Origin of the sequence: Rhizobium terricola (assembly GCF_012927355.1) — a bacterium.
Lineage (GTDB): Bacteria > Pseudomonadota > Alphaproteobacteria > Rhizobiales > Rhizobiaceae > Allorhizobium > Allorhizobium terricola.
The window spans coordinates 112,334-137,705 of record NZ_JABBGK010000005.1 but is presented as its reverse complement, the minus strand read 5'-3'; the positions used below and the strand labels follow the sequence as shown (position 1 = coordinate 137,705).

Below are 25,372 nucleotides of genomic sequence, written 5' to 3'. Positions count from 1 at the left end.
GTCACTTTCAGGAGCACATTTGCAAAATTTCCGGAAAGCCCGTATATTCCGGAACAAAGGAGATTTGCCATGACGTCGACTGTGACAGCAGCTGCGGTTTCGAAGAACTTTGGTGCCTACCAGGATGCGGCCGTGCGAGAGCCAGTGATCATCACCAAGAACGGCCGGCCGCGCACGGTGCTCATGGCTTATGAAGATTATCTCCGGCTGGCAAAGCGCGATCGGAGGGTCGATCTGACGGCTGCGATCAGTGACGACGAGCTTGCCACGATCGAGGCTTCGACGATGGAAACGGGCCTTGATCATCTCAATGCCGAACTGCTGATGGACAAGAATGCTGCCGATTGAACCTAAGGTCGGCTGGGTCTTTCGCTATTCCTATCTCTGGCATTGGCAGCATCTGGACGGACGGGAAGAGGGTGACAAGGACCGCCCCGCTCTGGTGCTGGCCATTGTTGCGACGCTCGAGGACGGGACGCCGGCAGTACGTGTCCTGCCAATCACGCATTCCCCACCGTCCGATCCTAGCGAAGCAATCGAAATCCCGCCTGCCACTAAGCGCCGCCTGGGTCTCGATGACGAACGATCCTGGATCGTGCTGACCGAAAGCAATCGTTTCGTCTGGCCGGGGCCTGATGTTCGCCCTGTTGACAGCGAGAGCGGATATCATGGGCCACTGCCTCCGGCACTCTTCGAAGAGGTAAAGCGCCGGTTTATCGATCTTGCGAGAAGCCAGCGTCACAAGGCGACCATCCGCAGCGACTGAGCTGCTCTTCATCCTGTTGTTCGTCATCAAGATCTACGCATCCCGCTGTGATCTTCGCCGTGATTTGCTGGAGTGCACCCCATTTCACCGGACATGTCGGCTAGGTTGATTTAGGCCTTCAGAGCCGCCAAATCAATCACTTTCGATAAGGGTTACTTATCGGGGGTCAGCGAGCCCGGGCTCATTCATATGATGTACGGAACCGTATGGGTGCTATAGCTTTCGCTTAAGGAATCATTTACCATAGATTCAATGTCTTATGATATCGCCAGATTGCCCATCCAGAGCCTGCTGCGGCCGATCTCCGAGGCCGCCGTCGCGCTCACCCGTCTCGACGAGCGCATCGCCCGTTCTCCCGTCGGCGAGGGCTTTCTCGAGCGCTCGCATTTCCTCGACGCGCATGCCTCGCTCTGGGTCGACGGTGAACTCGTTCATCTCGAGGACCTCGTCCTGCATGACGCGCTTCGAGACATCCGCGCACCCACCCACGAACTCACAATCGCCCGCGACATCCTGAAAACCCGACGCCGCATCGCTGCCCATCCCGCCGCCTGGGCGCTCTCGGGCCCCGGCCTCGCCTCCCTCCGCGGGCAGGCGTGGTCTGCGGCACCATGGGGTGGAGACGGAGAGGGGGTGCCGGATGGGAGTGTTGATGTGGGCAGCATTGGGGCTGGGGTAGGGCAGGCCGAAGATCCTGACAATGATGGTCTGGGTGGTGCGTTGGCCGCGATCGATGCTGTGCTCGCCCGGTCTGGGGCCGCGATTGAAGAGGCGAAAAAGCGGGGTCGCCCGAAGAACGCTCCTGATAAGGATCCCTTCGTCTACGATCTCGACTGGGATGAGGACGAGCGGCTGGCGGAGTGGGAGACCGCCCTCGGCCGAGCTGATGATTTGCCGCCGGTCTTGAAGGCGATCATCGCCCTCGATGCCTGGAACGAGATTGCCGTCCTGCAGCATGCGCCCTGGCTCGGTCGACTGCTTTCCGCCTCGGTCCTGCGCGAGGGCGGCGTTACCACAAGCGGGCATCTCGCGGCGATCAATCTTGGGCTTAAAGTGATCCCTGTCGATCGCCGCAGGCATCGTGATCGCGGGACACGATTGCTGGCGATAGCAAGGGCGCTGACAATCTCCGCCGAGACGGGGCTTAAAGAACATGATCGCCTGGTGCTGGCGCGGCAGATGATGATGCGCAAGCTCGAGGGACGCCGGACGTCGTCCAGGCTGCCGGAGCTCGTCGAGCTCGTCATGGCGCGGCCGCTCATCTCCGCCGGCATGGTGGCGAAGACGCTGGAGGTGACGCCGCAAGGCGCGCGGCGCATCGTGCAGGAACTGGGCTTGAGGGAGATGACGGGCAGGGGGAGGTTTCGGGCGTGGGGGATTTTATGAGTTCTGACCGGCAGACATAAAAAGGTTATGCTAACTTCGGGGCGGGGCCGCTAGACCGTCACTTAGTTCCGCGGAACGGTATAGTAAGGGATTGGTTGTTAACCTTGGGGGAATTGCGTTGCAAATTGCGCTGCAGCTGATAGTCCAAAAACAGAACGAAACGGCAGATTACGATGACCACCGCTCGCCACATTGTGACTCTTCTGAAAAGCCACATCGCCGGCGATGAGGACCGTTTCCTGTCGACGGCTCTCCAGTTGGCCGCCCATGAGGCGCGGCAGGGGCATGGTAAGCTGGCGCAGGAGGTTAAAGATCTCGTTGATACAGCAAAGACGCGCCAGCCGAGCATGCGCCGGGCGGGCGGGGCGATCGTACTTGTGCAGCCGAAGGGTGAACTCGCCGGTCTGCTGAGTGCCCGTTACCCCGACATCCGCCTAACAGACATGGTTCTGGCACAACCCCTTCGCCAACGTCTCGATCGTATTTTAGCCGAGCAGCGGCAGCAGGCGAGCCTCCAAAGCCACGGACTTCAGCCGCGCCGCAAGATCTTGCTCGTCGGTCCGCCGGGCGCCGGCAAGACGATGACGGCGAGCGCCTTGGCGGGAGAACTGCATCTTCCCTTGTTCACCATTCTCTTGGACGGCCTCATCACAAAGTTTATGGGCGAGACCGCGTCGAAGTTGCGCTTGGTTTTCGATGCCATGACCGCGACCCGCGGCGTGTATCTCTTTGATGAGTTTGATGCGATCGGAGCGAAGAGGGGAGACCGGCAGGACGTCGGAGAAATCCGGCGTGTGCTCAATTCCTTCCTTCAATTCGTAGAACAGGATGAAAGCCAGGCCTTAATCGTCGCTGCGACGAACCATCCCGAACTACTGGACCGGGCGCTTTTGCGTCGTTTCGACGACGTTATCGAATACACGCTTCCGGATGTGTCACTCATCGAAGCGATCCTTCGTAACAGGCTTGATCGCTTCGCAACACCCGAACTGTCGTGGGTAGATGTCGCGAACGCGGCACACGGCCTTTCGCCGGCAGATATTACTCGTGTGGCTGACGACGCCGCCAAGTCCGTCATTCTGGATAATTCGGGCACGGTCACTGCTGCAAGCATATTTGACGCGCTTGCCGAGCGCCGCTTGGCTGCCCAAGCTATGGATGCGAGCAACAGGCCATAATGGCAACCGGACCACGCGATCGCCCGCATTTCCTGCTGAGAGATAACGGCGCGGCAGAGCCATACCGGCGCCCAAACCGGAAAATTGACCCACCGGCGCTACCTCAACGCAATAGGCAGGCTCATGCCCAGGCGCTGGCGTTGGCAGTCGGAGGAGCTGTCGCGGCGGCAGAGCAGCAGCTTGCCGAAACCGGGGTAACAGCCTTTGAGACGCGCGGTTTCTATCTCGAGTTCGATCTTCCTGCCTCCGAGGGGGCCGCAATCGACCAGCTCGCGAACAGACAACAAAAAATGGAGGTTGTCGCAGTCCGCGAGCCGGAAGGCGACGGCGGTATCGTCAAGGCCTCGGTATTTGTGCCCGAGCGTGCAAAAAACTACTTCCTAAACAAGATTGAGCAGTATCGATCGACGGACACCGACAAAGGGCGTCCTCGAAATGAGCCTCTAATTTCAAGGATCGAAACCGCACAGCTGGCATCCGCGCGTTCTCTCTTCACGGATGACGCAGCGCTGTTTCCACCCGACCAGCAACTCGCGGTGTGGTGGGAAATCTGGTTGCGCGAAGGCAGGCGTGAGAAGTTTGAAGCCATAGCGGCCGCTTTGGAAATAGAGCTGCGCCAGCACGCCATCCGGTTCCCCGAGCGCGAAGTCGTCTTGGCGTTGGCAAGCACCGTGACCATGGATCGCGTCGTTGCTCGCAGCGATACCATCGCTGAGTTGCGCCGGGCAAAAGATACGCCAGCGTTTTTCAAAGGTCTTGGAGGTGCAGAACAAAGAGCTTGGACAGACGATCTCGCTGGTCGCGTTCAGGTCTCGCAGACTGCCGGTGACGTTGCTATATGCCTTTTGGACAGCGGGGTCCGCCGCACTCATCCTTTGATCGAGCCGGTGTTGTCGATCGATGATTGGCATACGATCAATCCGGCTTGGGGCGCCGACGACACGCCAGCTTGGCAGGGTCACGGCACGCGAATGGCCGGAGTAGCACTTTATAACGATCTGATTGATCCGCTTGCTTCTGAGGACGCTGTCGAACTGCAATATCGGCTGGAAAGTGTTAGAATTCTGCCACCTGGCGACGCGGATGAAAACCGACCTGATCTCTACGGCGCGATTACCGGTGAGGCGATTGCTCGAGCCGAGATTCAGGCGCCGCACAGAAGTCGGGTCGTAGCGACTGCTATAACAAGCACGGCTCCTTCGCGGGGGCGAGCCTCATCCTGGTCTGCTTCGATCGACCAACTCTGCTTCGAGACGGATGCGCAGCGGTTGATCCTGATAGCTGCTGGAAACATACGGGTTGACTTAAGCCCTGCGGATCACCTGGTTCGCAACGATATCGAACCGCTAGATGATCCAGCGCAAGCTTGGAACGCAATCACCGTCGGGGCTTTCACCAACAAAGTTGACGTTATCGATGCGCCTTTTGCCGGCTACGCCCCGATCGCGCCCGCTGGAGAACTGTCTCCGGCGAGCAGGACCTCCGTCACCTGGGATCGTCAGTGGCCGGTCAAGCCGGACATCGTCATGGAGGGCGGGAACCTGGCGCATGACGGCGTCAATCCTGGTGAGCCGATTGATGACCTGCGCATTCTGACGACGCACTTCCGGCCCGAAAACCGCTACTTCTCTACGATTGGCGACACCAGTTCCGCAACCGCGCAAGCTGCCAAGCTCGCGGCAGAGATCATGGTCAGCCGGCCGGGGCTCTGGCCCGAGACTGTCCGTGCTTTATTGGTTCATTCTGCCGAATGGACACCTGCGATGGCCGCCCGCGTCACGGCCTGCCACGGCAACAAAACGCAATTGCAATCGATTTTGCGCCGCTACGGTTACGGCGTGCCAAATCTCGGCAGAGCGCTGCTTTCCGCCAATAACGATCTGACTTTGATGATCGAGGACGACATTCGACCCTTCCAGCGAGAAGGGAGCGGATCAGTCAAAATGAGAGATATGAAGCTTCATCTGCTTCCTTGGCCGAAGGACAATCTGCTGGCCTTGGGCGCTGAGCCTGTCGAGGTCCGGGTCACGCTGTCCTATTTCATCGAGCCGAACCCCGGCGAGCGAGGCTGGACTAGGCGTCACAGATACGCTTCTCACGGATTGCGCTTCCAGATGAAAACAGCCACGGAATCCGTCGACGAGTTCCGTGCCCGCATCAACCAGGCTGCCCGAAACGAGGAAGAAGGTACACCCGTCAACGTCGGCGAAAGCTGGTTATTGGGTACATTCCGCGACAGCGGATCGCTGCATTCGGATTTCTGGCGGGGAACGGCGGCTGATCTTGCCGAGCGTGACGCCATCGGTATTTATCCAGTTGGCGGTTGGTGGAAGGAAAAGCCGTATCTGGACCGATACAACGAGAAGGCGCGCTATTCGCTGATCGTGACCATTCGCGCGCCTGGTGCCGCGGTTGATCTTTATGCGGCGGTCGAGACGATTCTGAAGACAGAGATCGTCGCACAGGTGTAGGATTCCTTTGATTAATTGGCGGCCGGCCACAATAGGCCCGCACTCCTTCCGATTTGGTGCGAGACTTGTCCAAGTGTTTGGACGAGATGGTCGGTAGGCTCTGGTGATAATAGGGGCGATGGTTCGTATCCCTTCAAGGCGTTCGATGCCAACAGCCGTCCATGCTTATCTGTTCTATCCCGGCAGACGGCAGAACTCGCCAGCCTTCAAGGTTATTGTCGAGGCGTTGAAGATTTGATGTGCCGATCAGCCGGTTGAGCTGCAAATGGCGAGCCTGATCCTCAGTTGAGCCACGCAAGCAGCCCAACCACGCCGACGGCCTGTCTTTGTGCGACTGCGTCTGGTACCGAGATTGCGTGAGTTTCTCCTCGAAGGCCGTGCTCCTCAATGTCCAGTTCCAACAACAATGACGGGCCGCTTAAAACACTGGCCGACGCTTTGCGACAGTCGGCTGCGCGACACCGAGACGCTGGGCAACATCCACTTGCCGGGCCTCGTCCGCCGGAACTGTCGGTTGAAGTCTGCCAACACAGTTTTGATGTCAGCCTCAGGGTCTTCCTCCCGCCATGGCGTCGATGATCCGGCAATCGGCCACCTGACCGAGACGGCATTCGGCTATCATCCGCCGCAGTTCCGTTTTCAGGTTCGTAAGACGGGCGATACGATCTTCCACGGCGTCGAGTTGGCTTTGGGCGATGCGGCTTGCATCCTCACACGATGCTTCCGGTTGTTCCTGGAGAGCCAGAAGAACGCGCACCGATGCCAGATCGAAACCAAGTTCCCGGGCATTCCGGATAAAGCACAGTCGTTGCGCGTCTGCTTCGCCATAGGTGCGACGGCCGTTGGACATCCTGGCTGGGATTGGGAGGACCCCGATGCGCTCGTAATAGCGAATAGTCTCTATGTTCACGCCCGATTTCTCGGATAAGTCGCCGATCTGCATTTTTCGTCTTGCTCCTGTAGTCACTACAGGTAGTACCATGGTCGAATTCGAATATCGAGGACCGACGAAATGGCAGCAGCTGCAACCGACACGATCCGCTATCAGGTGACGGGGATGGATTGTTCCTCCTGCGCCGCCAAGATCGAGGGGGCCGCGCGCAAGGTCGAAGGCGTGGCCGACGTGAAGGTATCGATCGCATCGCAGATTATGACACTGCAAGTTGACGAGCCGGCGAACCGCCTGCCTCTGCTGGAAAGCGCCATCACGGGTCTGGGTTATCAGCTTGACCGCATCGGCCCATCCAGCGACACGGCAGACGGCGATGACGACGACAGGATTCCGGACCTGTCGCATGTCACCCCGGCATATAAGAGGGCGCTCTGGATCGTCGTGCTGCTGAACGTTGGCTACGGAGTCGTTGAGATCGTCGGAAGCTTCCTCGCCGGCTCCCAGGCGCTACAGGCGGACGCCCTCGACTTCCTGGGGGACGGCATGATCTCATTCCTGGGGCTGGTCGCGGTCGGATGGGGCCTCGCCGCTCGCGCCAAGGCGGCTCTTCTACAGGGTGTTTTCCTCGGCCTGCTCGGACTTGGCGTCGTCGCGTCCACCATCTACAGGGTGTTTATCGAGCATCAGCCGGAATCCGTGCTCATGGGCGGCTTCGCGCTTGTCGCCTTCGTCGTCAACGTTCTGGCGGCCGTGGTGCTCATCCCGCACCGCAAGGGCGACGCGAACATGCGGGCGGTGTGGTTGTTTTCGCGAAACGACGCGATCGGCAATCTCGCGGTCGTGGCCGCCGCGGGCTTGGTCTGGTGGACGGGAACACAATGGCCTGACCTCGTGGTCGCGTTCGCAGTTGCAGGCCTCTTCCTTCAATCGGCGTGGTCGATCATCCGGGACGCAAGACAGGACCTCTCTGCGGCGAGGGACAGATGAGGGCGGTTGCTTCAATTGCCGTGGTCCTGGTCGGCGCGGCACTTGACCTGGGAGCGAAGGCGTGGGCGCGGGCGAGCCTTGAACCTTACGGCCCCCCCACGGACTTTCTGCCTTTGGTACCGTTGCGACTGACCTTCAACAAAGGCGTGTCGTTCAGCATGTTCGCTGTCGACGGCGAAATCGGCAAAGCAGTCCTGATCGGGGTTACGGGCATTATAACACTTGTCATCGCTATATGGGCGTATCGTTCGCGCGGCTGGCAACGGGCAGCCCTGTCGATGATCCTGGCTGGCGCGCTCGGAAACCTGATCGACCGCAGCATGAGGGGCGCCGTGACTGACTTCCTGAGCCTCCGCTTTGGTGAATGGGAGCCGTTCGTGTTCAATCCGGCCGATGTCTGGATTTCTTCAGGCGTGGCCCTTCTGTTGGTCCTGCAGACCACGCAAAGCGGAACCGCCGAGGTGGGCGACGGTACGTCAGCACGGTAACGGGGCCTAAGGGCCATTCCTGTCATTGCGGCGAGAGTGGCAGGGCGCGCTTGTGGGCCGTCGCGACGTGCGTCGCGAGGATGCGCTGAAACGCGGGTTCTCCGATCGGCTTTCCTTCCAGGAAGTCGTCGATGTCATCATACGTGACCCCGTAGACGTCTTCATCGGGCCGCAGCGGAGCGTCGGACTCCAGATCGGCGGTCGGCACCTTGAACACCAGGTCCCTCGGCGCTCCGAGATATTCGGCGAGCGCCCGCACGCGCCGCTTGGTCAGTCCGGAAAGCGGCAGGACGTCCGCAGCGCCGTCGCCGAATTTCGTGAAGAAGCCCATCAATGCCTCCGCCGCATGGTCAGTCCCGATCACCAGGCCACGAACCGCGCCGGCGAGCGCGTACTGGGCGATCATCCGCTGGCGCGCCTTGATGTTGCCAAGGTGGAAGTCCAGCCGAACGGTTTCGAACAGGTCGCCTGCGTCCCCGCAGACCTCGGCCATCATCGCGTCGGCTGCGGGCTTTATGTCGATGGTGACTACGCGGTCGGGGCCGATGGACGCGAGCCCTCTCTGAGCGTCGGCCTCGTCGGCCTGCGTGCCATAAGGCAGTCTGACCGCGATGAACTCCGCCTTATGCCCTCTGCCCCGGAGGCGGTTCACCGCAGTCTGGGCAAGCAGTCCCGCGGTGAGCGAATCCACTCCCCCGCTGATGCCAAGGACGAGCGCTCCGCACGACGAGGCTTGCATGTAATCCGCGAGGAAGGCCGTTCTGCGCTCGGCTTCCGCGGACGCGTCGAATTCCTTCGCTACTCCGAGCGCCTCGATAATCTGCAAATGTTGGTCACGCACGACAATCCTCCATAACAGCTGTGAAATCCAAACCAGGCGAGAAAGTTGCAACCTGCCGAATCCCGACTGTCTCGTAAACTTACATGGCTGCAGATCGACACGTAACCGGAGCAGGCGCGAAGTGCGTCGCTGTCGATAACGCACTTTTCCGTGAGACCTCTTCCAACCCCGATGTCTTCGTGCCAGACTATGCGGGTGAGGTTCATGAAGGTCATCCATCGACTGCTGTTCGTGACCGCCCTGCTGGGGATTGTGGTCGGTCCCTTGAGCATCGGGGCGGCGGACAGCGTAATGGCGGCCTCCGGACCCGCGATGCACGGCATGTCCGGCATGGAGATGTCAGGCGACATGCCGTGTTGCCCTGACGAAATGCCGGCCAAGCCCGACTGCAGCGGCAAGTCATGTCCTCTGGCCTTGGTGTGTACGACGGTGATCGTCGGCCAGGTGGCTAACCCGCATTCCTGGTCGTTGAATCTCGGTTGGGTCGCCCATCGGTTCCTCATTGCCCTTCATGCGGAGCTTGCCTCCTCACTGGTCGATCCGCCAGTACGTCCTCCGCGAGTCTGATCCCACGTCAGTGAACACGTCGTCGATCGGCGCGGTCGCAGGTCTTGCGTCCGTGCGGTACCGACGGCGATCCATTTTGACTGAGGACGCGGTCACGGACCCGTCCGGATGAGACATTGAATCATGGAAAATACCACCTTCAACGCGAGGACCGCGCTCCTCGCTGGCGCGATGCTGTTCAGCACCGCCACCGCTTCCTTCGCCGGAGCGCAGGACTACGAATTCCAAGCCGTGAACACGGACATCAAACAGGGACGAGGCTCGACCGTGTCGGTACGGCTGATCGACAAGCGGACGGGCAAGGCAGTCCCCGACGCCGTCATCTTCACAACGCGGATGGACATGGCTCCCGACGGCATGGAGATGATGACCACCACCGTGGAACCCTCACCCTCCACCGAGCCGGGCGTCTACGCCTTCACGACAAACCTTTCCATGGAAGGCGGATGGCGGTTCCAGGTCGCCGCCAAGGTTCAGGGCGAGCCTGAGACGGTCAAAGGCGAAGTCGTCTTCAAGGCTGTCCCGTGAGCACCTCGCGCATCATTGTCACGCTCTCCCTCGCCGCGATCGTCGGCGGGGGAGGCTATTGGGCGGGAAAGAACGATGTCGGTGCGTACCTGCGGCGATACGTTGAAGGCACCGGGATGGCCACCGAGGCTGAACCGCGACACGAAGGAACGGGAGCGGTGATCTACTACCGTCACCCGGACGGTATGGCCGAATACTCTGCCAAACCGACGAACACGGATGACGGGCGGCCATTCACACCTGTCCGGGCAAGCGAGGACATCAGCCTCGGCGCGAGCGGGGCGGTCCTGCCTGCGGCCGACACGTCATCAGTCACACCGGAACGGAAGGGGTGGCGTCGCCTTAACCGCCTGTTTTAGCCGACTTGATATTCGGATTGTCATGACCGAATTCCCTGCCGCCCACTTCAGACGCCACCGCTTTCCTGCCGAGATCATCACCCATGCGGTCTGGCTGTATTTCCGATTTCCGCTCAGTTTACGCGACGTCGAAGATCTGTTGGCCGAGCGCGGCATCAACGTCTCATTCCAGACCGTCTCGGAATGGGCGGCGAAATTTGGCTTGAAGTTCGCCAATCAGCTCCGACGCCGCTCACGAGGCCAGTTTGCCGACAAGTGGCAGCTCGATGAGATGGTGGTGACGATCAAGGGAAAGAAATACTGGCTGTGGCGCGCCGTCGATGCCAACGGCTACGTTCTCGACGCCCTCTTGCAAAGCCGAAGGAACAAGGCAGCAGCCTTGCGTCTGATGCGCAAACTGCTCAAGGGTCAAGGCATCGCCCCGCGCGTGATGCTGACCGACAAGCTGCGTTCCTATTCGGCTGCGAAGGCGGATTTGATGCCGAAGGTCGAACATCGCTCGCACAAGGGATTGAACAACCAGGCTGAAAATTCCCATCTTGCTGTGCGACGACGAGAGCGGCGCATGATGCGCTTCAAGTCCGCGCGGCAATGTCAGCGTTTCGTCTCCACTCACGGCCAGATCGCCAATCTCTTCCTTCTTCACCGCAAAGACTTGACCGCCGCAGACCATCGCCAGCTTCGCACTCACGCCATCTCGACCTGGCGGGAAATCGCTTTGTCGATTGATGCGTGAAGTTCAGGTCGAAGAGACTACCGCATCCCAAACTCGGTTAAGGCGACGCCACCGGTAAATTCTATCTAGTCGAGCGCGCTTCTCCGCGCGAGCAGCACACTCATTTGCGGAGATTGGCGCGCAGGTCGTTTCGGTGAGCGGCCTCGCAAGCATTGATCCCTACGTGTTTGATGCAGCGCAAAGTGATCATTCTGGATCTGCGCTAGATTTGCCCCCAGTTTCTACATTCAAGCAAACCGAAGGATGAGCCGTGGTGGCCGCCGGCGTGACAATGGTCAAGGCGTTCAGAAGGTCGCATAATTGGGCGACCGCCTTGCGGCGCGGGTTTATCCTTTTCCTCGCCATCGCGTTCGGGCTTACGGCGTTTCTCACAGATGGCGGGCATCAAGCGCGTGCTGCTTCAAGGGAGGGCATCCCGGCGCTCATGACTCAAGCTGGGGATTGTGCCGACCTCCTCGTGCGCATGCCCTGCGACAACGATACCCAACGCGGCGCCGAGCACCCGTGCGACAGCGGTCACTGCCTGTCGAGCCTCGGGTGCTTCCTCTGCGCTCCGCTGAACACGGCCTGGAGCTGGCGCACGTTGAACGGCGAGACAGTCTCGCCGGCTGCATCGCCCGTGCCCTCATCCGCGGAGTTGCGTCGTCAGAAGCGACCTCCGCGATCCATCTTGGTCATCTGAGCACCTTCGGCCTGTTCTGTCCGTGTGCTCCAGCCGACCCGAGGACTGGCACAATGCCTTAGTCTTCCGACCGTGCGCGTCCCAGGCCGCCCAACGATACGGCCGAGGAGACGAGCCGTTCTGCGTGACGCCGACGTGACATAGCCTCCAATCGTCGGCTGCCGGCGAGCCAGAAAGGGCCATGCACGGACCTTGCCGAAATCGGTAGGCAGCGGCACGCGAGGAAGTCTTCGGTATCCGCACGCCGGGCCACTTTTCAAACTCACCTCAAGATGTGCTCGAGCAGCCCGCAAGGCTGCGAGCCGAGGAGCTGAATACCATGTTAAAGACCCACTCGACCCGTTCGATTTCCATCACCGCGGCAGTCCTGACAGCAACCGCGATTCGCAGACGTGCGGCCATGCTGGCCTTCGCGACGGCATCGGCCCTGGTGCTTGCTATTCCGTTCGCCGCCACCGTCCGAGCGGAGCCTGCTGCAACCGGCTTCGTCTATACGGCCGATGAATTTGGCAACACCGTTAGCCGCATCGACCTTACCACGGAAAAGATCGACATCGTTCCGGTCCCGATCACGCCCCACAACGTGCAGTTCGTATCGGGAAAAGATTTGGTGCTGGCGGTGGGCCTGCCGGTCGCCGGCAAAGCTGAAGACGCTCATGCGTCCAATGGGGCTGGCCATGGCGGCGACGGACATGGTGATGCCGCTGTCGCAGGCCAATTGATCGTCCTCGACGCGGCCGATATTTCCTCCGGCGTGAAGGCGTCGATCCCCGTGGGTGGGCATCCTGCGCATGTGATCGCAGACGCGCAAGGCAATCGCGCCTACGTCTCGAATTCCGAAGACGACAGCTTGTCGGTCGTTGATCTTGCCAAGGGCGAGGTCGTCGCCACGGTCGGCACCGGCGACTACCCCCACGGCCTGCGGATGAGCCCGGATGGAAGCGCCATCTATGTCGCGAATGTCCAGGACGGTACTGTTTCGGTTATCGACACAACGGCGCTTTCGGAAGTTGCCAGGATCAAGGTAGGCGTTGCGCCCGTCCAGGTCGGCTTCACACCTGACGGAAAGCGGGTCTATGTCTCGCTGCGCGATGAAAACAAGGTCGCCGTTATCGACACGCAGTCGCGCGAGGTGATCGCACGCATCAATGTCGGCCGTTCGCCCATCCAGGTTTACGCCACGCCTGATGGCCGGCTGGTTTACGTCGCGAACCAGGGAACCGAAACGGAGCCGGATGAGACGGTCTCGGTTATCGATGTCGTAGGCGGGAATGTCGTGAAGACCATCCAGACGGACAAGGGCGCTCACGGCGTGACGGTCGTTGCCGACGGAGCCTTTGTCTTCGTCACCAACATCGTGGCCGGGACCGTTTCCCAGATCGACGTCGGCAGCCAGTCCGTGGTCAAGACATATGCTGTCGGCAAGGGACCGAACGGCGTCACCTATCAGGCGCAGTGATGCAACGTCGGGGCGGCGCTTCGCCGCCCCGCACGACCTAAGCCTCAAACCTAGGAGCAGGACGGCCGGCATGCAGGCTTCATCAATGGACAAAGGGTCGGCGAGGCTCTATTCTTTGCCCATGCTTCGCGCGTTGCTTATCATTGTTACAACCATCTCGCTTGCCGCTGCTTCTTTTGCCGTTCAAGCACACGAGACCCGCATGTCCGGGATGTTGGAACGCGCCGCGCTGACGCAGCACATGGAGCAAGCCTCTTCTTCGATGGCCGCTTGCAGCGAAGGGAAATCCTGCAAAGCAGATGCCGGATTGTGCGCCTTCGCCTGCGCCGGAATATCGGCCTGGCTTCCGGTTGTGCGTACTTCGGCAAAGCAAATCAGCTCGCGGCAAAAATATCCCTTCCCGCCGGATGCCGTCTTCGTTGCGGCAGCTCCCGGCCGGAATGATCGCCCTCCTATATCGCGCCTCCTCTGAGCCTGCGGCGGGGCTGATCCCGCTGCGATCCATTTGGACCTTTCAGGCGGGACAGATCGTCCCGAGGTGACGAATATGACGACCTTTTCACGACGCGGCTTCCTCGCCGCCAGCGCAGCCATGCTTGCTGCATCCCATTTCCCCATCAGGGCCTACGGCCAGGACGCGGCTGCGATCCGCCTGGCCGCCACCAGCCGCACGCTCGATATAGACAATCGACCGGCCACCGTTTTCGGACTTGCTGGTCCCAACGGGCAGGGGCTGCTCCTCGATCCGGGCGAGCGATTTCGGGTGGATCTGACCAACGATCTCGCCGAGTCCACGATCATTCATTGGCACGGCCAGATTCCCCCGAACGCTCAGGACGGCGTCCCGGATATGCCGCAGCCGCTTCTTCAGCCCAGTGAAACGCGCAGCTTCGATTTCGCGCCCCAGCCCGGAACGCACTGGATGCACAGCCATGTGCCGATCCAGGAAATGCGATTGCTCGCCGCGCCGCTGATCGTCCGGAGGGCAGAAGACCTATCCGCCGATCGGCAGGAAGTCGTCCTGTTCCTGCACGACTTCGCGTTCAAGACACCGGAAGAAGTGCTGGAAGAGATCACCAGCGCAAGCGCTGATGGACATGGCGCTGCCGGCATGTCACGCGCGATGCAAGGCATGAACCATGGCGGCATGCCTGGAATGAACCAGGGCGAGGCCGGGGGAATGGGCTCGATGGCCATGGATATGGGTAACATGGCGATGGATCTCAACGACTACGACTGGGATGCCTATCTCGCCAATGACCGAACCCTGTCCGATCCCGATGTCGTTCAGGTCGAACGCGGCGGCCGGGTTCGGCTCCGTGTCATCAACGCAGCCGCAGCCACCGTTTTCTGGATCGACACGGGCGAAGCACAAGCCCGGCTCGTCGCCGTCGACGGGCATGAGGTCCAGCCGGTCGCGGGTTCGCGGTTCGGGCTGGCCATGGGGCAGCGTCTCGACCTGGAGATCGACCTTCCAAATGAGACCCGCGCATGGCCGATTCTGGCGCTCAGGGAGGGCGAACGTGAAAGGACCGGCATTATTCTCGCCCCCGCGGGCGCCACGATCGACAGGATCGATTCCCTTTCAGCGAATGACGCCCCGGCCTTCGACACGGACTTGTCTCAGGAGTCACGGCTGGTCGCTGTCGACACGCTTGCCGCCCGTCCGGTGGATCGAAGCCACATGATCATGCTCGGCGGCTCGATGCAGCCCTATGTCTGGACCATCGACGGAGCAACATGGGGCAAGCATCGGCCGGTTGCCGCAACGAGCGGCGATCGGGTGGAACTGATGTTCCACAATATGTCGATGATGGGGCACCCGATGCATCTGCATGGGCATGCATTCCAGGTTGTTGGCATCAACAGGCGACGCTTCGAAGGTGCGCGCCGCGATACCGTGTACATACCGCCGATGTCGATGGTCACTGTTGCCCTTGATGCCGGCGAGGCCGCGAGCTGGATGTTGCATTGCCATCATATGCCGCATCTGGCCACCGGGATGATGACCGAGTTCAGGATCGCTGCATGAAACCGCTCTGGATCGCGGTCGCCGCAACTCTCCTGGCGGCGGCCGGTGCGATCTTGGTCGGAAAGGGACGGTCCGGTCAGGAGGCGAGCGATCGCATCGCCCTTGGCCGGGCAGTCTATCTAGCGAACTGTGCGAGCTGTCACGGCACGAAACTCGAAGGCCAGCCCGACTGGCGCAGCCCGGGCACGAGCGGCCGCCTTCCGGCGCCGCCGCATGACGAGACCGGTCACACCTGGCATCATTCGGACAGGCAGCTCCTCGCAATCATCACCGATGGGACCGCCGCGGTGGTTGGCGGTGGCTACGAGAGTGACATGCCCGGCTTTCGGGAGGCTCTGACCTCCGCCGAGATCGAGGCTGTCCTCGACTACATCAAGAGTACCTGGCCGCAGCGAGAGGCAGACTACCAACGCCGCATCTCGAACGGCTGACACGCCGGAGGCCACGAAAACAATTTCGTGGCCCCACATCGCCATCGCGCGCCGCCCCACCACCACATTCATGCCGACGGGTTCGGCAGTTGATGGCGGCAGAGAGGGTGTTCGGCGGCCTAAAGACATAAGGATTCACAAATGAACAAGAGAAACGTCTTCGCTCTGCTCGTCGCCGCGGCAGCGGTTGCGGGCTTTGCGCTTTGGAATCGAACCGGATCGGAAGACGAAGCCAGAAGAGGAGTATCGGGCCAGGGGACGGCATTGTCGGTTGTCGTGCCTTCGTCATTGTCCGACACCGCAAAGATGGGAGAACGAGCTTTCAACGCCGTCTGTGCAGCGTGCCACGGCAAGAACGCGGCCGGAACCGATGCCGGCCCGCCGCTCATCCATCGGATATACGAACCTTCTCACCACGGAGACTACGCCTTTGAAATGGCCGTCGCCAACGGCGTGCGCGCGCATCACTGGAAATTCGGAAACATGCCTCCTCAGCCGGGTCTGACGAGGGCCGACGTCGCTACGATCGTGGCCTATGTGCGCGAGCTTCAGCGGGCGAACGGCATCAATTGAGGAGCATTGGCGGCGAGATACCCTGCCAGACCTGTCGAGGCGGGTTTGAGGAAATCGGGCGGCTGCGAGTGGAGTTGTGGTGTGATAGGATGAGGCGGCCAAGTCGCCTATGGGAGGGGTGTGCAATGCGAACTGGCATAACATGCGCATTTGTCGTTCTGGCTTTGCTGGTGTCGGCGTCAAATGCCCAAGAGGATCAGCCGTTTCATACGTCTTATTTCGCGGATGAAACGACCATCAGCCTGTCCGTGACCGTCGCGGCAACCTCTCTTGACCCGGAATATAATTTCGATGTGCAAGTCGCGCTCACAGAGCGCGGACCCGAGGGTCAGATCAGATTCATCGACCACAGCGCCCACCTTGCAAAGGTACGATGCGCCGCGCCGAAGGCCGTCATGATCGGCCAATCAGAGTTTATGCTGTCGGATTCGCCCGAGCCGGGGGATTGGAAGCAGGATCTCTGGCGCACCTTCTGCCTCCTGCCGGTCTCATGAGGAACGGGGCCGCGCTGCATCCAGCGCGGCCCTGTGCTTCACTTGACCTGGGTGACAGTCAGCTTTCCGTTGACGCGCTCGGCAACGAACTGGACCTTTGCGCCGACCTTGAGCTTTTCTAGCATCGCGTCATCAGCGACCTGGAATACCATCGTCATGGCCGGCATCTCGAGGTTCTTCAGCTCTTCATGGATGAGCGTGACCTTCTTCGCCTTCTCGTCCAGCTTCTTGACCGTGCCGCTGGTGAATTCCTGCGCGAAGGCGGCGGTGCCGAAGGCGAAGGCGACGGCGAAGGCGAGTGTGATTCTTGTGATAGCTTTCATCGTCATTTCTGTTGCTCCTTATTTCTTCGCGACCGTGACGTCGCCGTGCATGCCGGTATCGTAGTGACCGGGAACGAGGCAGGCGATCTTGAACACGCCGTCGTTGGTGAACTTCCAGACGATCTCGCCGGATTTTCCGGGCGCGAGGCGAATGGCGTTCGGATCCTCGTGTTCCATTTCCGGGAATTTCTCCATCACGGCTTTGTGCTCCATGATCTTGTCTTCCTGGTCGAGCACGAATTCATGATCGACCTCGCCCGCATTCTTGATCGCGAAGCGAACGGTCTGGCCCTGGCGGACCTTGAAGGTGCTTGGTGTGAAGATCATCTTGCCGTCATCCGTTTCCTTCATCGTGACAGGGATGGTCTGGGACGCCTTGGCCTTTTCACCGGGTTCGCCAACGGCCATTTCGCCATGACCGCCCTCATGCGAACCGGATGCAAAAGCAGCGGTGGCAAACGTTGAGAGTAGCAGACCAACTAGAATGCGTTTCATAATCGTTTCCTTTGTCGTTTCTGGGAGGAAGTTAACCGTGATTGGAATGGCCAGACGGAAGTTGTGTCTTGGCATCTTTCGCTTTGACAGGCTCGGGCAAGCTCCCGGTCCATTCCCACGCCTGCGTGCCGGGAGGGTTCTCGTACCAACCCGGATCGCTGTAGTCGCCCGCTGAGATACCCTCGCGGACCTTCACCACGGAGAACATGCCGCCCATTTCGATCGGGCCGTGGGGACCCCACCCGGTCATCATGGGGACGGTGTTCTCCGGTATTTCCATCGACATTTCGCCCATATCCGCCATGCCGGCCGTCCCCATGGGCATGTATTCGGGACGGATCTGCCTGATCTTTTTTGCAACCTCCTTCTTGTCGACCCCGATGAATGTCGGGATCTCGTGACCCATGGCATTCATGGTGTGATGCGACTTGTGGCAATGGATCGCCCAGTCGCCGACGTACTTCGCGTCGAACTCGTAGGCGCGCATCGCACCGACAGGGATGTCGATGCTGACCTCGGGCCAGCGCGCCTCCGGCCTGACCCAGCCGCCATCGGTGCAGGTCACCTCGAAATCGTAGCCGTGCATGTGGATTGGATGGTTCGTCATCGTCAGGTTACCGACGCGAACACGAACCCTGTCGTTCTTGGAAACGACGAGCGGATCGATCCCTGGAAAGACGCGCGTGTTGAACGTCCAGAGGTTGAAGTCGGTCATTTCCATGATCCGGGGCACGTATGTTCCCGGATCGATGTCATAGGCGCTGAGCAGGAAGACGAAATCCCGATCCACCGGCATGAACTTCGGGTCCCGGGGATGGATGACGAAGAAGCCCATCATCCCCATCGCCATCTGTACCATCTCGTCCGAGTGCGGGTGGTACATGAAGGTGCCGGATTTCACGAGATCGAACTCGTAAACGAAGGTCTTGCCAGAGGGGATGTGAGGCTGCGACAGCCCGCCAACACCATCCATCCCCGACGGCAGGATCATACCGTGCCAATGAATGGTCGTGTGCTCCGGCAGCTTGTTGGTCACGAAAATGCGAACCCGGTCGCCTTCGACTGCTTCGATGGTCGGACCCGGTGACTGGCCGTTGTACCCCCAGAGATAGGCTGTCATGCCTTCGGCCATCTCCCGCTCCACCGGCTCGGCAACGAGGTGGAATTCCTTCACCCCGTTGTTCATTCGGAACGGCAAGGTCCAACCGTTGAGGGTGACGACCGGATTGTAATCTGGGCCGACCGTCGGCTTTAACGGGGTTTGCGTGGCCGCCGAGTCCATGAGAGCGGCTTCCGGCAAGCCCATGTTGGACGTTTGCGCCCAGGTCTTACGATAACGCTGCAATGGTGGCAACTAAACCACATATGTGCTAATGTGGGTCCGTCACTTCGGGAGTATGTGAAATGAGCCGCTTGACGATCGACATAACGGACAAACAACATCAAAGCCTCAAAGCGCTAGCCGCTCTGCAGGGCAAGACAATCAAGCAGTACGCACTTGAGCGCCTGTTTCCCGGCGACGTCGAGGGAGAACGGGCCTGGGAAGAGTTAAAGACGTTGATGAATACGCGCATCAGTGAGGGGCTCGCCGGAAAACTGTCGACCAAAACCGTAGGTGAGATCCTCGACGAGGAGATTGCCGAAGGTCGCGCTTGACGGCTTACATCCTGACCGCAGAGGCAGAATCCGATCTTCGCTCGGTAATCCGTTACACACGGGCACAATGGGGTGCCGCCCAGGTACGTCAATACGTCTCGGCTTTGGAGCGAGGAATGGAGGACATTGCCGCGGGCAAAGTTCCCTTCAAGGATCTGAGCGCACTCTATCCGGCGCTGCGGATGGCGCGATGCCAGCACCACTACTTCTTCTGTCTGCCTCGAGAACATGCGCCCGCTCTCATCGTAGCGATTCTTCACGAACGAATGGATCTCATGAGGCGTTTGGCTGACCGTCTAAACGAGTGATGTTTTCACGACGGGAGGAACTCCTGCGCGCGTGCTAGATAAGCCCTTGTCTTCGAGCGATCAAAAAGGTGTCGTCGGTTCGGATCCCTTCAAGAGCGAAAAGACTGCCGAACCAAGTTGAAATTAAATCGCTGCACTCTCCGCCTCTCAACTCCCAATCGGGCATCGCGCTCCATCGCAAATCTTTGTGAGCCTATTCTCGATTCAGCGTTGACGTGTCACAGTAAAACAATGAGGTTCCTGGCTATAGTCCACCGTCTGCTGTTCGTGACCGCGTTGCTCGGGATCGTTGTCGGTCCAATGAGCATCGGTGCGGCTGATAGCGTCATGGCGGCATCAGTTTCCGCCGAGGCTGACAAGGTGGCGGGTACGGAGATGTCCGGGGATATGCCCTGCTGCCCTGATGAGATGCCCGCCAAGCCCGGATGCGGCACCAAATCCTGTCCTCTTGTGCTTTTATGCACGACCGTAATCGTCGGCCAGGTCGCCAGCACGCATCCTGCGTCGCTGAGAGTTGGATGGAGCGCCCATCGCTATCTCGTCCATCCGCATGCGGAGCTTGTCTCTTCGCTAGTCTACCCGCCCGTCCGCCCTCCACGAGTCTGATTGCAGGTCATTCAACACGTTATCGGTTCTGCACAGTCGTAGCCTTACGTCTTCGCGGTACCGACGGCGATCCATATTGACTGAAGACGAGGTCGCAGACCCGTCAGGACGAGACATCGAACATGAACAAGTTTACTTTCGACGCGAGGGCCGTTGTCCTCGCAGGCGTTATGCTGTTTGGCACCGCCACCGCTTTGGTTGCCGGAGCCGACGACTACGAATTTCAAGCCGTCGAGACCGAGATTAAAAAAGGTCCGGGTTCGGCAGTCTTGGTCCGGCTGGTCGACAAGCGGACGGGCAAAACAGTTCCTGATGCCGTCATCTTCACCACCCGCATGGACATGGCTCCGGATGGAATGGAAATGATGACCACGACCGTTGAACCGTTGGCGTCGACGGAACCTGGCGTCTACGCTTTCATAACCAACCTTTCGATGGAAGGCGGGTGGCGCTTCCAGGTCGCTGCCAAGGTTCAGGGCGAGCCTGAGACTGTGAAGGGCGAAATCGTCCTGAAGGCCGTCCCGTGAGCGCCTCGCGCACCATTGCCGCAATCTCCCTCGCCGCGATCGTCGGCGGGGCAGGTTACTGGGCGGGGAAGAATGACGTCGGGGCTGCGTTGCAGCGCTTAATCGCCAACACGCGCATGGCGGCCGAAGCCGTGCCTCAACCCGAAGGAACGGGGGCGGTGATTTACTACAGCCACCCCGACGCCCTGGCCGAATATTCCGCCAAGCCGAAGAACACCGATGACGGACGGCCGTTCACGGCCGTCCGGGCGAGCGAAGACGTCAGCTTCGACGGAACCGAAGCCGGAACGCCGATGGCTGAAGGCGGGGACGGAGCCACGGAACGCAAGGTTCTGTTCTACCGGAACCCCATGGGACTTCCCGACACCTCCAAAGTGCCGAAGAAGGATTCAATGGGCATGGACTACCTGCCTGTCTACGACGGGGACGTCAGCGACAGCTCAACCGTCAAGGTTTCGCCCGGCAAGCTTCAGCGCACGGGTGTGAAGACGGCGTTGGCGCAGGTGACGACCGTCACCCGGAAGATCCGGGTACCGGGAACTGTCACGCTCGATGAACGCATGGTCAGCATCATCTCGATGCGGGCCGACGCATTCGTCGAGGACGTCGCCGACGTCACGACAGGGGATAGGATAACGAAGGGCGAAGGACTCTTTCATTTCTATTCTAAAGAAATTGCAACGGCCGGAGCGGAATACGCAGCCGAGATGCGCAACGGGGCAAAATCTGACCCTAACTCCGGCGCGTCGCTTCGCTTGAAAAATCTTGGCGTACCGGCAGCAACCATCACCAGCATCGCCGCCGAGCGGAAGGTGCCGCAGAGCATTATTTACACGTCACCGCGTGACGGCGTCGTGCTTGAGCGCATGGCAGTAAGCGGCATGATGGCGGAGGCAGGCGACATCCTGTTCAGGATCGCCGACGTGTCCAAGGTCTGGGTGATTGCCGACGTCCCCGAATACGAACTGGGCTCCGTTCGTATGGGTGCCAACGTTTCCGTCAGCGTCCGAAACGTATCCGGCATGATCTTCCGGGGAACGGTCGACCTCATCTATCCCGAGGTGCAGATGCAGACCCGCACGGCAAAGATCCGGATTGAGCTTCCTAATCCCGAGGGACAGCTGATAGCCAACATGTATGCGGAGGTGGAGATTGAAGCGGGAGCGGGAAACCCGGTCGTCGCCGTTCCCAACAGTTCGATCATCGACACGGGCGACCGCCAGATTGTCTTTCTCGACAAGGGCGAGGGCAGGTTCGAACCGATGGACGTCGCGCTGGGTGTCCGAGGCGAAGACATGACTGAGGTCACCAAAGGCATCGCAGCAGGCGACCGCGTCGTTGTTTCCGCTAACTTCCTACTGGACGCCGAAAGCAACCTCAACGCGGCACTGAGTGCCCTCACGCAGGACGAGGCAAATCCATGATTGCCAACGTCATCGCATGGTCGGCCCGCAACCTCGTCCTCATCTTCGTCGGCGCTGCTCTTTCCATCGCGGGCGGCGTCTATGCGTTGCGCACGCTTCCGCTCGATGCCATCCCCGACCTCTCAGACGTCCAGGTCATCGTGTTCACCGACTATCCCGGCCAGGCTCCGCAGGTAGTCGAGGATCAGGTCACCTATCCGCTGACGACCTCGATGCTGACCGTGCCGAAGTCTAAGGTCGTCCGTGGGTTTTCGTTCTTCGGCGTTTCGTTCGTCTACGTGATTTTCGAGGACGGAACCGACCCCTACTGGGCGCGCAGCCGAGTGCTCGAATATCTGAACGCCGCCGCGAGCCGCCTGCCGGACGGGGTGTCACCGAGCCTCGGTCCCGATGCGACGGGTGTGGGCTGGGTTTACCAATACGCCGTCATCGCCAAGGAACTGTCGCTGGCCGAACTTCGGTCACTTCAGGACTGGGTGGTGCGGTTCGCCGTCTCAAAATCCGAAGGCGTCGCCGAGGTGGCCAGCGTCGGCGGCTTCGTTAAGCAGTATTCCATCGTCGTCGATCCCGCCCGCCTGAAGGCTCAGAACGTGTCGCTGTCGGATATCGCCGACGCGGTGCGTTCCAGCAACCGCGACGTCGGCGGTCGCACAATCGAACTATCCGAGTTCGAATTCATGGTGCGCGGCAAGGGCTACCTGCAGGGCATCAATGACATCGAGAACATTGTCCTGAAATCGAATGCCGGCGTCCCGCTGCGTCTCTCGGACGTCGCAAGGGTCGAGCTGGTGCCGGACGAGCGGCGCGGCATCACCGAGTTGAACGGTGAAGGCGAGGTCGCCAGCGGCATCGTTCTCCAGCGCGACGGCGCGAATGCGCTGACCGTCATCGAAAATGCGAAGGAAAGCTTGGCGGCGGTGCAGAGCAGTCTTCCGGCTGGTACCGAAATCCTGCCCGTCTATGATCGTTCGAAACTCATCGAAGCGGCAATCGAGACCTTGAAAGTCACGTTGATCGAGGAATCGATCGTGGTTGCACTGGTGACTATCGCCTTCCTTTTGCATATCCGAAGCGCGCTCGTGGCCATCATCATGCTGCCGATCGGCATTCTCATCGCCTTCATGGCCATGCGGGCGCTAGGTCTGGGAGCGAACATCATGAGCCTCGGCGGGATAGCTATCGCTATCGGTGCGATGATCGACGCGGCCATCGTCATGATCGAGAACGCCCACAAGCATCTGGAACGCGCGCCTCCTGACAAGCCTCGAGCCGAAGTGCTGATCGAGGCGGCAAGCGAGGTCGGCCCGGCGCTTTTCTTCAGCCTGCTGATCATCACGGTGTCGTTCCTGCCGATTTTTACGCTCGAATCGCAAGAGGGCCGTCTGTTCGGACCGCTCGCCTTCACCAAGACCTTCGCGATGGCGGCGGCAGCGCTGCTGTCCATCACACTTGTTCCGGCACTGATGATCCTGTTCGTCCGCGGCCGCATTGTCCCAGAACACAAGAATCCGCTGAACAGACTGCTGATCTGGATATACCGTCCGGTCATCGCGGGCGTCCTTAAGGCCAAGAGCCTGACAATCCTGGTAGCCATCGTGATCCTCGGGGTGACCGTCTGGCCCGTGCAGCATATCGGGAGTGAGTTCATGCCTGATCTCGACGAGGGCACGCTGATGTACATGCCGACAACGCTACCCGGCCTCTCGGTGACAAAAGCGGCGGAGCTCATGCAAACGCAGGATCGCATCATCAAATCTTTCCCCGAGGTCGAGTCGGTGTTCGGCAAGGCGGGTAGGGCGTTGACGGCAACCGATCCGGCTCCGACGGAAATGTTTGAGACCATCATCACCCTGAAACCCAAGTCCGAATGGCGGCCGGGCGTCACGTCTGACAGTCTGAAACAGGAGATGGACGCGGCACTTCAGTTTCCCGGTGTCTCCAACGCCTGGACGATGCCCATCCGCGCCCGCATCGACATGCTTTCGACCGGAATACGCACGCCCGTCGGCGTCAAGGTCTACGGGACCAACCTGAACGAGATGGAGAAGGTCGCTCGCGATATAGAGACCGTTCTCAAGGCGGTGCCGGGAACGTCGAGTGCCTACGCCGAGCGCGTCATCGGTGGATACTATCTCGATATCATCCCTGATCGCATGGCGCTCGGGCGCTATGGGCTTTCGATCGACGATGTCCAGGATGTCATCGGAATGGCCCTGGGGTCCGAGGTCGTGACCTCGACGGTGGAGGGCAGAGAGCGGTATGGCGTCGCCATCCGTTACCCAAGGGCTTTCCGAAGCGATCCCCAGTCCATCGCGAGGGACGTCCAGGTATCATTGCCCGGTGGCGGCACGGTTCCGTTGGGCGAGGTCGCCGAAGTCAAGCTCACGCGCGGTGCCACGACCATAAGGACGGAGAACGGCCAGCTCGCCGTCTACATCTTCGTAGACATCGCCAACCGCGACCTTGGGGGCTACGTTGCCGAAGCCCAAGAAGCCGTCGCGGCGAGCGTCGAGATGCCCGCGGGCTATTCCGTCGCATGGAGCGGGCAATTCGAATATCTGGAACGGGCAAAGGACCGGCTAATGATCGTCGTCCCGCTGACGCTGGCGCTGATCTTCCTGTTGCTCTACCTGAACTTTAAGGCATTGACCGAAACACTGATCGTCATGCTGTCTCTGCCGTTCGCTTTGGTCGGCGGCATCTGGATGATGTGGTGGCTGGGCTTCAACGCTTCCGTCGCCGTCGCGGTCGGGTTCATCGCGCTTGCAGGCGTCGCCGCCGAGACCGGGGTGATCATGCTGATCTATCTCGACCACGCCCTGAAGGACGAGCAGGTGAAATGCGTGGCCGCGGGCAGAGAGTTCGGAAAACAGGACCTCGACAGGGCGATCATGGTCGGGGCGGTCGAGCGTGTTCGACCGAAGATGATGACCGTCGTCGCGATCATGGCGGGTCTCGTGCCTATCCTGTGGAGCACGGGAGCGGGATCGGAAATCATGCAGCGGATCGCCGTGCCGATGATCGGCGGCATGGTATCATCGACACTGCTGACGCTGATCGTGATCCCCGCCGTCTACGGCGTGGTCAAGGGCTACGGGTTGAAGCGAGCACGCGAGGAGAGCCAGTTTCCGGCTTCCTTGGCGGCAGAACCTGTTTGAGAAGG

Annotated in this window: 27 protein-coding genes; 22 read left to right on the top strand and 5 right to left on the bottom strand. The window is 60.3% G+C overall.

Annotation, left to right across the window (positions count from 1 at the left end):
- The first annotated feature begins 69 nt into the window (after window positions 1-69).
- The 5 genes from HHL25_RS19445 to HHL25_RS19425 all read left to right on the top strand — a co-directional run bounded on the left by HHL25_RS19445 (window position 70) and on the right by HHL25_RS19425 (window position 5,801).
- Complete coding sequence (locus tag HHL25_RS19445; protein ID WP_148657803.1) at window positions 70-348, top strand: type II toxin-antitoxin system Phd/YefM family antitoxin; 279 nt, start codon at window positions 70-72, stop codon at window positions 346-348.
- Window positions 335-766 (top strand): plasmid maintenance toxin (PemK-like), encoded by a 432-nt coding sequence (locus tag HHL25_RS19440; RefSeq protein WP_169594744.1) that lies wholly within the window; start codon window positions 335-337, stop codon window positions 764-766. Before HHL25_RS19445 ends, HHL25_RS19440 begins: the two co-directional genes overlap by 14 nt.
- Window positions 767-1,018: 252 nt before the next feature.
- Complete coding sequence (locus HHL25_RS19435) at window positions 1,019-2,152, top strand: RHE_PE00001 family protein (protein WP_205927936.1); 1,134 nt, start codon at window positions 1,019-1,021, stop codon at window positions 2,150-2,152.
- Window positions 2,153-2,325: 173 nt separating this feature from the next.
- Window positions 2,326-3,330, top strand: a complete 1,005-nt coding sequence (locus HHL25_RS19430; RefSeq protein WP_097143403.1) for an AAA family ATPase — start codon at window positions 2,326-2,328, stop codon at window positions 3,328-3,330.
- Window positions 3,330-5,801 (top strand): S8 family peptidase, encoded by a 2,472-nt coding sequence (locus tag HHL25_RS19425; RefSeq protein WP_097143402.1) that lies wholly within the window; start codon window positions 3,330-3,332, stop codon window positions 5,799-5,801. Before HHL25_RS19430 ends, HHL25_RS19425 begins: the two co-directional genes overlap by 1 nt.
- A 547-nt stretch (window positions 5,802-6,348) precedes the next feature.
- Here HHL25_RS19425 and HHL25_RS19420 read toward each other — a convergent pair.
- Window positions 6,349-6,744 carry a MerR family transcriptional regulator gene (locus HHL25_RS19420; RefSeq protein ID WP_097143401.1) on the bottom strand — a complete coding sequence of 132 codons (396 nt, stop codon included), beginning with the start codon at window positions 6,742-6,744 and terminating at the stop codon, window positions 6,349-6,351.
- Window positions 6,745-6,813: 69 nt separating this feature from the next.
- Between HHL25_RS19420 and HHL25_RS19415 the strand changes: the two genes are divergently transcribed.
- Both HHL25_RS19415 and lspA read left to right on the top strand, forming a co-directional pair.
- Complete coding sequence (locus HHL25_RS19415; protein WP_225341519.1) at window positions 6,814-7,680, top strand: cation diffusion facilitator family transporter; 867 nt, start codon at window positions 6,814-6,816, stop codon at window positions 7,678-7,680.
- Window positions 7,677-8,168: a signal peptidase II gene (gene lspA / locus HHL25_RS19410; RefSeq protein WP_080843345.1), complete on the top strand. Its 492-nt coding sequence runs from the start codon at window positions 7,677-7,679 to the stop codon at window positions 8,166-8,168. The genes HHL25_RS19415 and lspA overlap by 4 nt, the downstream gene beginning before the upstream one ends.
- Window positions 8,169-8,190: 22 nt before the next feature.
- On the opposite strand, the gene nadE is transcribed toward lspA, so the two are convergent.
- A complete protein-coding gene (nadE, locus tag HHL25_RS19405) occupies window positions 8,191-9,009 on the bottom strand; it encodes an ammonia-dependent NAD(+) synthetase (protein ID WP_230175143.1) in 819 nt (272 codons plus the stop codon).
- 204 nt (window positions 9,010-9,213) lie between these two features.
- On the opposite strand from nadE, the gene HHL25_RS19400 reads away from it, so the two are divergent.
- From HHL25_RS19400 to HHL25_RS19355, 10 genes are all read left to right on the top strand, one after another.
- Window positions 9,214-9,576: a hypothetical protein gene (locus HHL25_RS19400; protein ID WP_225341520.1), complete on the top strand. Its 363-nt coding sequence runs from the start codon at window positions 9,214-9,216 to the stop codon at window positions 9,574-9,576.
- Between the two features lie 123 nt (window positions 9,577-9,699).
- On the top strand, window positions 9,700-10,104 hold the full coding sequence (locus tag HHL25_RS19395) for a FixH family protein (RefSeq protein WP_080843343.1): 405 nt from the start codon (window positions 9,700-9,702) through the stop codon (window positions 10,102-10,104).
- Window positions 10,101-10,463, top strand: coding sequence for a hypothetical protein (locus tag HHL25_RS19390; protein WP_205927935.1), 363 nt, complete (start codon window positions 10,101-10,103; stop codon window positions 10,461-10,463). The genes HHL25_RS19395 and HHL25_RS19390 overlap by 4 nt, the downstream gene beginning before the upstream one ends.
- Before the next feature lie 22 nt (window positions 10,464-10,485).
- A complete protein-coding gene (locus tag HHL25_RS19385; protein ID WP_037095196.1) occupies window positions 10,486-11,199 on the top strand; it encodes an IS6 family transposase in 714 nt (237 codons plus the stop codon).
- A gap of 1,001 nt (window positions 11,200-12,200) precedes the next feature.
- Entirely contained in the window at window positions 12,201-13,340 is a 1,140-nt protein-coding gene (locus tag HHL25_RS19380) for a YVTN family beta-propeller repeat protein (RefSeq protein WP_225246839.1), read from the top strand.
- Window positions 13,341-13,410: 70 nt separating this feature from the next.
- Window positions 13,411-13,812, top strand: a complete 402-nt coding sequence (locus HHL25_RS19375) for a hypothetical protein (RefSeq protein ID WP_115672697.1) — start codon at window positions 13,411-13,413, stop codon at window positions 13,810-13,812.
- A gap of 75 nt (window positions 13,813-13,887) precedes the next feature.
- Window positions 13,888-15,372, top strand: coding sequence for a multicopper oxidase family protein (locus tag HHL25_RS19370; protein ID WP_037094843.1), 1,485 nt, complete (start codon window positions 13,888-13,890; stop codon window positions 15,370-15,372).
- Window positions 15,369-15,803: a c-type cytochrome gene (locus HHL25_RS19365; protein WP_077546207.1), complete on the top strand. Its 435-nt coding sequence runs from the start codon at window positions 15,369-15,371 to the stop codon at window positions 15,801-15,803. The genes HHL25_RS19370 and HHL25_RS19365 overlap by 4 nt, the downstream gene beginning before the upstream one ends.
- Window positions 15,804-15,944: 141 nt before the next feature.
- The gene (locus HHL25_RS19360) at window positions 15,945-16,376 is read left to right on the top strand and encodes a c-type cytochrome (RefSeq protein WP_037094849.1); all 432 of its coding nucleotides are present in this window, start codon (window positions 15,945-15,947) and stop codon (window positions 16,374-16,376) included.
- Between the two features lie 125 nt (window positions 16,377-16,501).
- Complete coding sequence (locus HHL25_RS19355; protein WP_052821447.1) at window positions 16,502-16,870, top strand: hypothetical protein; 369 nt, start codon at window positions 16,502-16,504, stop codon at window positions 16,868-16,870.
- A 38-nt stretch (window positions 16,871-16,908) separates the two neighbouring features.
- Here HHL25_RS19355 and HHL25_RS19350 read toward each other — a convergent pair whose 3' ends face one another.
- Genes HHL25_RS19350 through HHL25_RS19340 form a run of 3 tightly spaced genes read right to left on the bottom strand, consistent with a single transcriptional unit; the run spans window position 16,909 to window position 19,042 of the window.
- The gene (locus HHL25_RS19350; protein ID WP_169594893.1) at window positions 16,909-17,193 is read right to left on the bottom strand and encodes a copper-binding protein; all 285 of its coding nucleotides are present in this window, start codon (window positions 17,191-17,193) and stop codon (window positions 16,909-16,911) included.
- 18 nt (window positions 17,194-17,211) lie between these two features.
- Window positions 17,212-17,688, bottom strand: coding sequence for a cupredoxin domain-containing protein (locus tag HHL25_RS19345; RefSeq protein WP_169594742.1), 477 nt, complete (start codon window positions 17,686-17,688; stop codon window positions 17,212-17,214).
- A gap of 31 nt (window positions 17,689-17,719) precedes the next feature.
- A complete protein-coding gene (locus HHL25_RS19340) occupies window positions 17,720-19,042 on the bottom strand; it encodes a multicopper oxidase family protein (protein ID WP_169594740.1) in 1,323 nt (440 codons plus the stop codon).
- Window positions 19,043-19,092: 50 nt separating this feature from the next.
- On the opposite strand from HHL25_RS19340, the gene HHL25_RS19335 reads away from it, so the two are divergent.
- From HHL25_RS19335 to HHL25_RS19315, 5 genes are all read left to right on the top strand, one after another.
- Entirely contained in the window at window positions 19,093-19,344 is a 252-nt protein-coding gene (locus HHL25_RS19335; protein ID WP_080843319.1) for an antitoxin, read from the top strand.
- Entirely contained in the window at window positions 19,341-19,652 is a 312-nt protein-coding gene (locus HHL25_RS19330) for a type II toxin-antitoxin system RelE/ParE family toxin (protein ID WP_080843318.1), read from the top strand. Before HHL25_RS19335 ends, HHL25_RS19330 begins: the two co-directional genes overlap by 4 nt.
- Before the next feature lie 776 nt (window positions 19,653-20,428).
- The gene (locus HHL25_RS19325) at window positions 20,429-20,785 is read left to right on the top strand and encodes a FixH family protein (RefSeq protein WP_246701905.1); all 357 of its coding nucleotides are present in this window, start codon (window positions 20,429-20,431) and stop codon (window positions 20,783-20,785) included.
- Complete coding sequence (locus HHL25_RS19320; protein WP_169594738.1) at window positions 20,782-22,209, top strand: efflux RND transporter periplasmic adaptor subunit; 1,428 nt, start codon at window positions 20,782-20,784, stop codon at window positions 22,207-22,209. The genes HHL25_RS19325 and HHL25_RS19320 overlap by 4 nt, the downstream gene beginning before the upstream one ends.
- Window positions 22,206-25,367, top strand: coding sequence for an efflux RND transporter permease subunit (locus HHL25_RS19315; protein ID WP_169594736.1), 3,162 nt, complete (start codon window positions 22,206-22,208; stop codon window positions 25,365-25,367). The genes HHL25_RS19320 and HHL25_RS19315 overlap by 4 nt, the downstream gene beginning before the upstream one ends.
- The last annotated feature ends 5 nt before the right edge of the window (window positions 25,368-25,372 follow it).

Excerpts from the sequence above, each read along its gene's own strand:
- HHL25_RS19370 (WP_037094843.1), top strand. The coding sequence starts at position 13,888 with ATGACGACCTTTTCACGACGCGGCTTCCTCGCCGCCAGCGCAGCCATG.
- HHL25_RS19315 (WP_169594736.1), top strand. The coding sequence starts at position 22,206 with ATGATTGCCAACGTCATCGCATGGTCGGCCCGCAACCTCGTCCTCATC.
- HHL25_RS19375 (WP_115672697.1), top strand. The coding sequence starts at position 13,411 with ATGCAGGCTTCATCAATGGACAAAGGGTCGGCGAGGCTCTATTCTTTG.
- HHL25_RS19415 (WP_225341519.1), top strand. The coding sequence starts at position 6,814 with ATGGCAGCAGCTGCAACCGACACGATCCGCTATCAGGTGACGGGGATG.
- HHL25_RS19325 (WP_246701905.1), top strand. The coding sequence starts at position 20,429 with ATGCTGTTTGGCACCGCCACCGCTTTGGTTGCCGGAGCCGACGACTAC.
- HHL25_RS19425 (WP_097143402.1), top strand. The coding sequence starts at position 3,330 with ATGGCAACCGGACCACGCGATCGCCCGCATTTCCTGCTGAGAGATAAC.
- HHL25_RS19380 (WP_225246839.1), top strand. The coding sequence starts at position 12,201 with ATGTTAAAGACCCACTCGACCCGTTCGATTTCCATCACCGCGGCAGTC.
- HHL25_RS19355 (WP_052821447.1), top strand. The coding sequence starts at position 16,502 with ATGCGAACTGGCATAACATGCGCATTTGTCGTTCTGGCTTTGCTGGTG.
- HHL25_RS19360 (WP_037094849.1), top strand. The coding sequence starts at position 15,945 with ATGAACAAGAGAAACGTCTTCGCTCTGCTCGTCGCCGCGGCAGCGGTT.
- HHL25_RS19395 (WP_080843343.1), top strand. The coding sequence starts at position 9,700 with ATGGAAAATACCACCTTCAACGCGAGGACCGCGCTCCTCGCTGGCGCG.
- HHL25_RS19420 (WP_097143401.1), bottom strand. The coding sequence starts at position 6,744 with ATGCAGATCGGCGACTTATCCGAGAAATCGGGCGTGAACATAGAGACT.
- HHL25_RS19365 (WP_077546207.1), top strand. The coding sequence starts at position 15,369 with ATGAAACCGCTCTGGATCGCGGTCGCCGCAACTCTCCTGGCGGCGGCC.
- HHL25_RS19430 (WP_097143403.1), top strand. The coding sequence starts at position 2,326 with ATGACCACCGCTCGCCACATTGTGACTCTTCTGAAAAGCCACATCGCC.
- HHL25_RS19440 (WP_169594744.1), top strand. The coding sequence starts at position 335 with ATGCTGCCGATTGAACCTAAGGTCGGCTGGGTCTTTCGCTATTCCTAT.
- HHL25_RS19335 (WP_080843319.1), top strand. The coding sequence starts at position 19,093 with ATGAGCCGCTTGACGATCGACATAACGGACAAACAACATCAAAGCCTC.
- HHL25_RS19385 (WP_037095196.1), top strand. The coding sequence starts at position 10,486 with ATGACCGAATTCCCTGCCGCCCACTTCAGACGCCACCGCTTTCCTGCC.
- HHL25_RS19345 (WP_169594742.1), bottom strand. The coding sequence starts at position 17,688 with ATGAAACGCATTCTAGTTGGTCTGCTACTCTCAACGTTTGCCACCGCT.
- HHL25_RS19435 (WP_205927936.1), top strand. The coding sequence starts at position 1,019 with ATGTCTTATGATATCGCCAGATTGCCCATCCAGAGCCTGCTGCGGCCG.
- HHL25_RS19400 (WP_225341520.1), top strand. The coding sequence starts at position 9,214 with ATGAAGGTCATCCATCGACTGCTGTTCGTGACCGCCCTGCTGGGGATT.
- lspA (WP_080843345.1), top strand. The coding sequence starts at position 7,677 with ATGAGGGCGGTTGCTTCAATTGCCGTGGTCCTGGTCGGCGCGGCACTT.
- HHL25_RS19445 (WP_148657803.1), top strand. The coding sequence starts at position 70 with ATGACGTCGACTGTGACAGCAGCTGCGGTTTCGAAGAACTTTGGTGCC.
- HHL25_RS19350 (WP_169594893.1), bottom strand. The coding sequence starts at position 17,193 with ATGAAAGCTATCACAAGAATCACACTCGCCTTCGCCGTCGCCTTCGCC.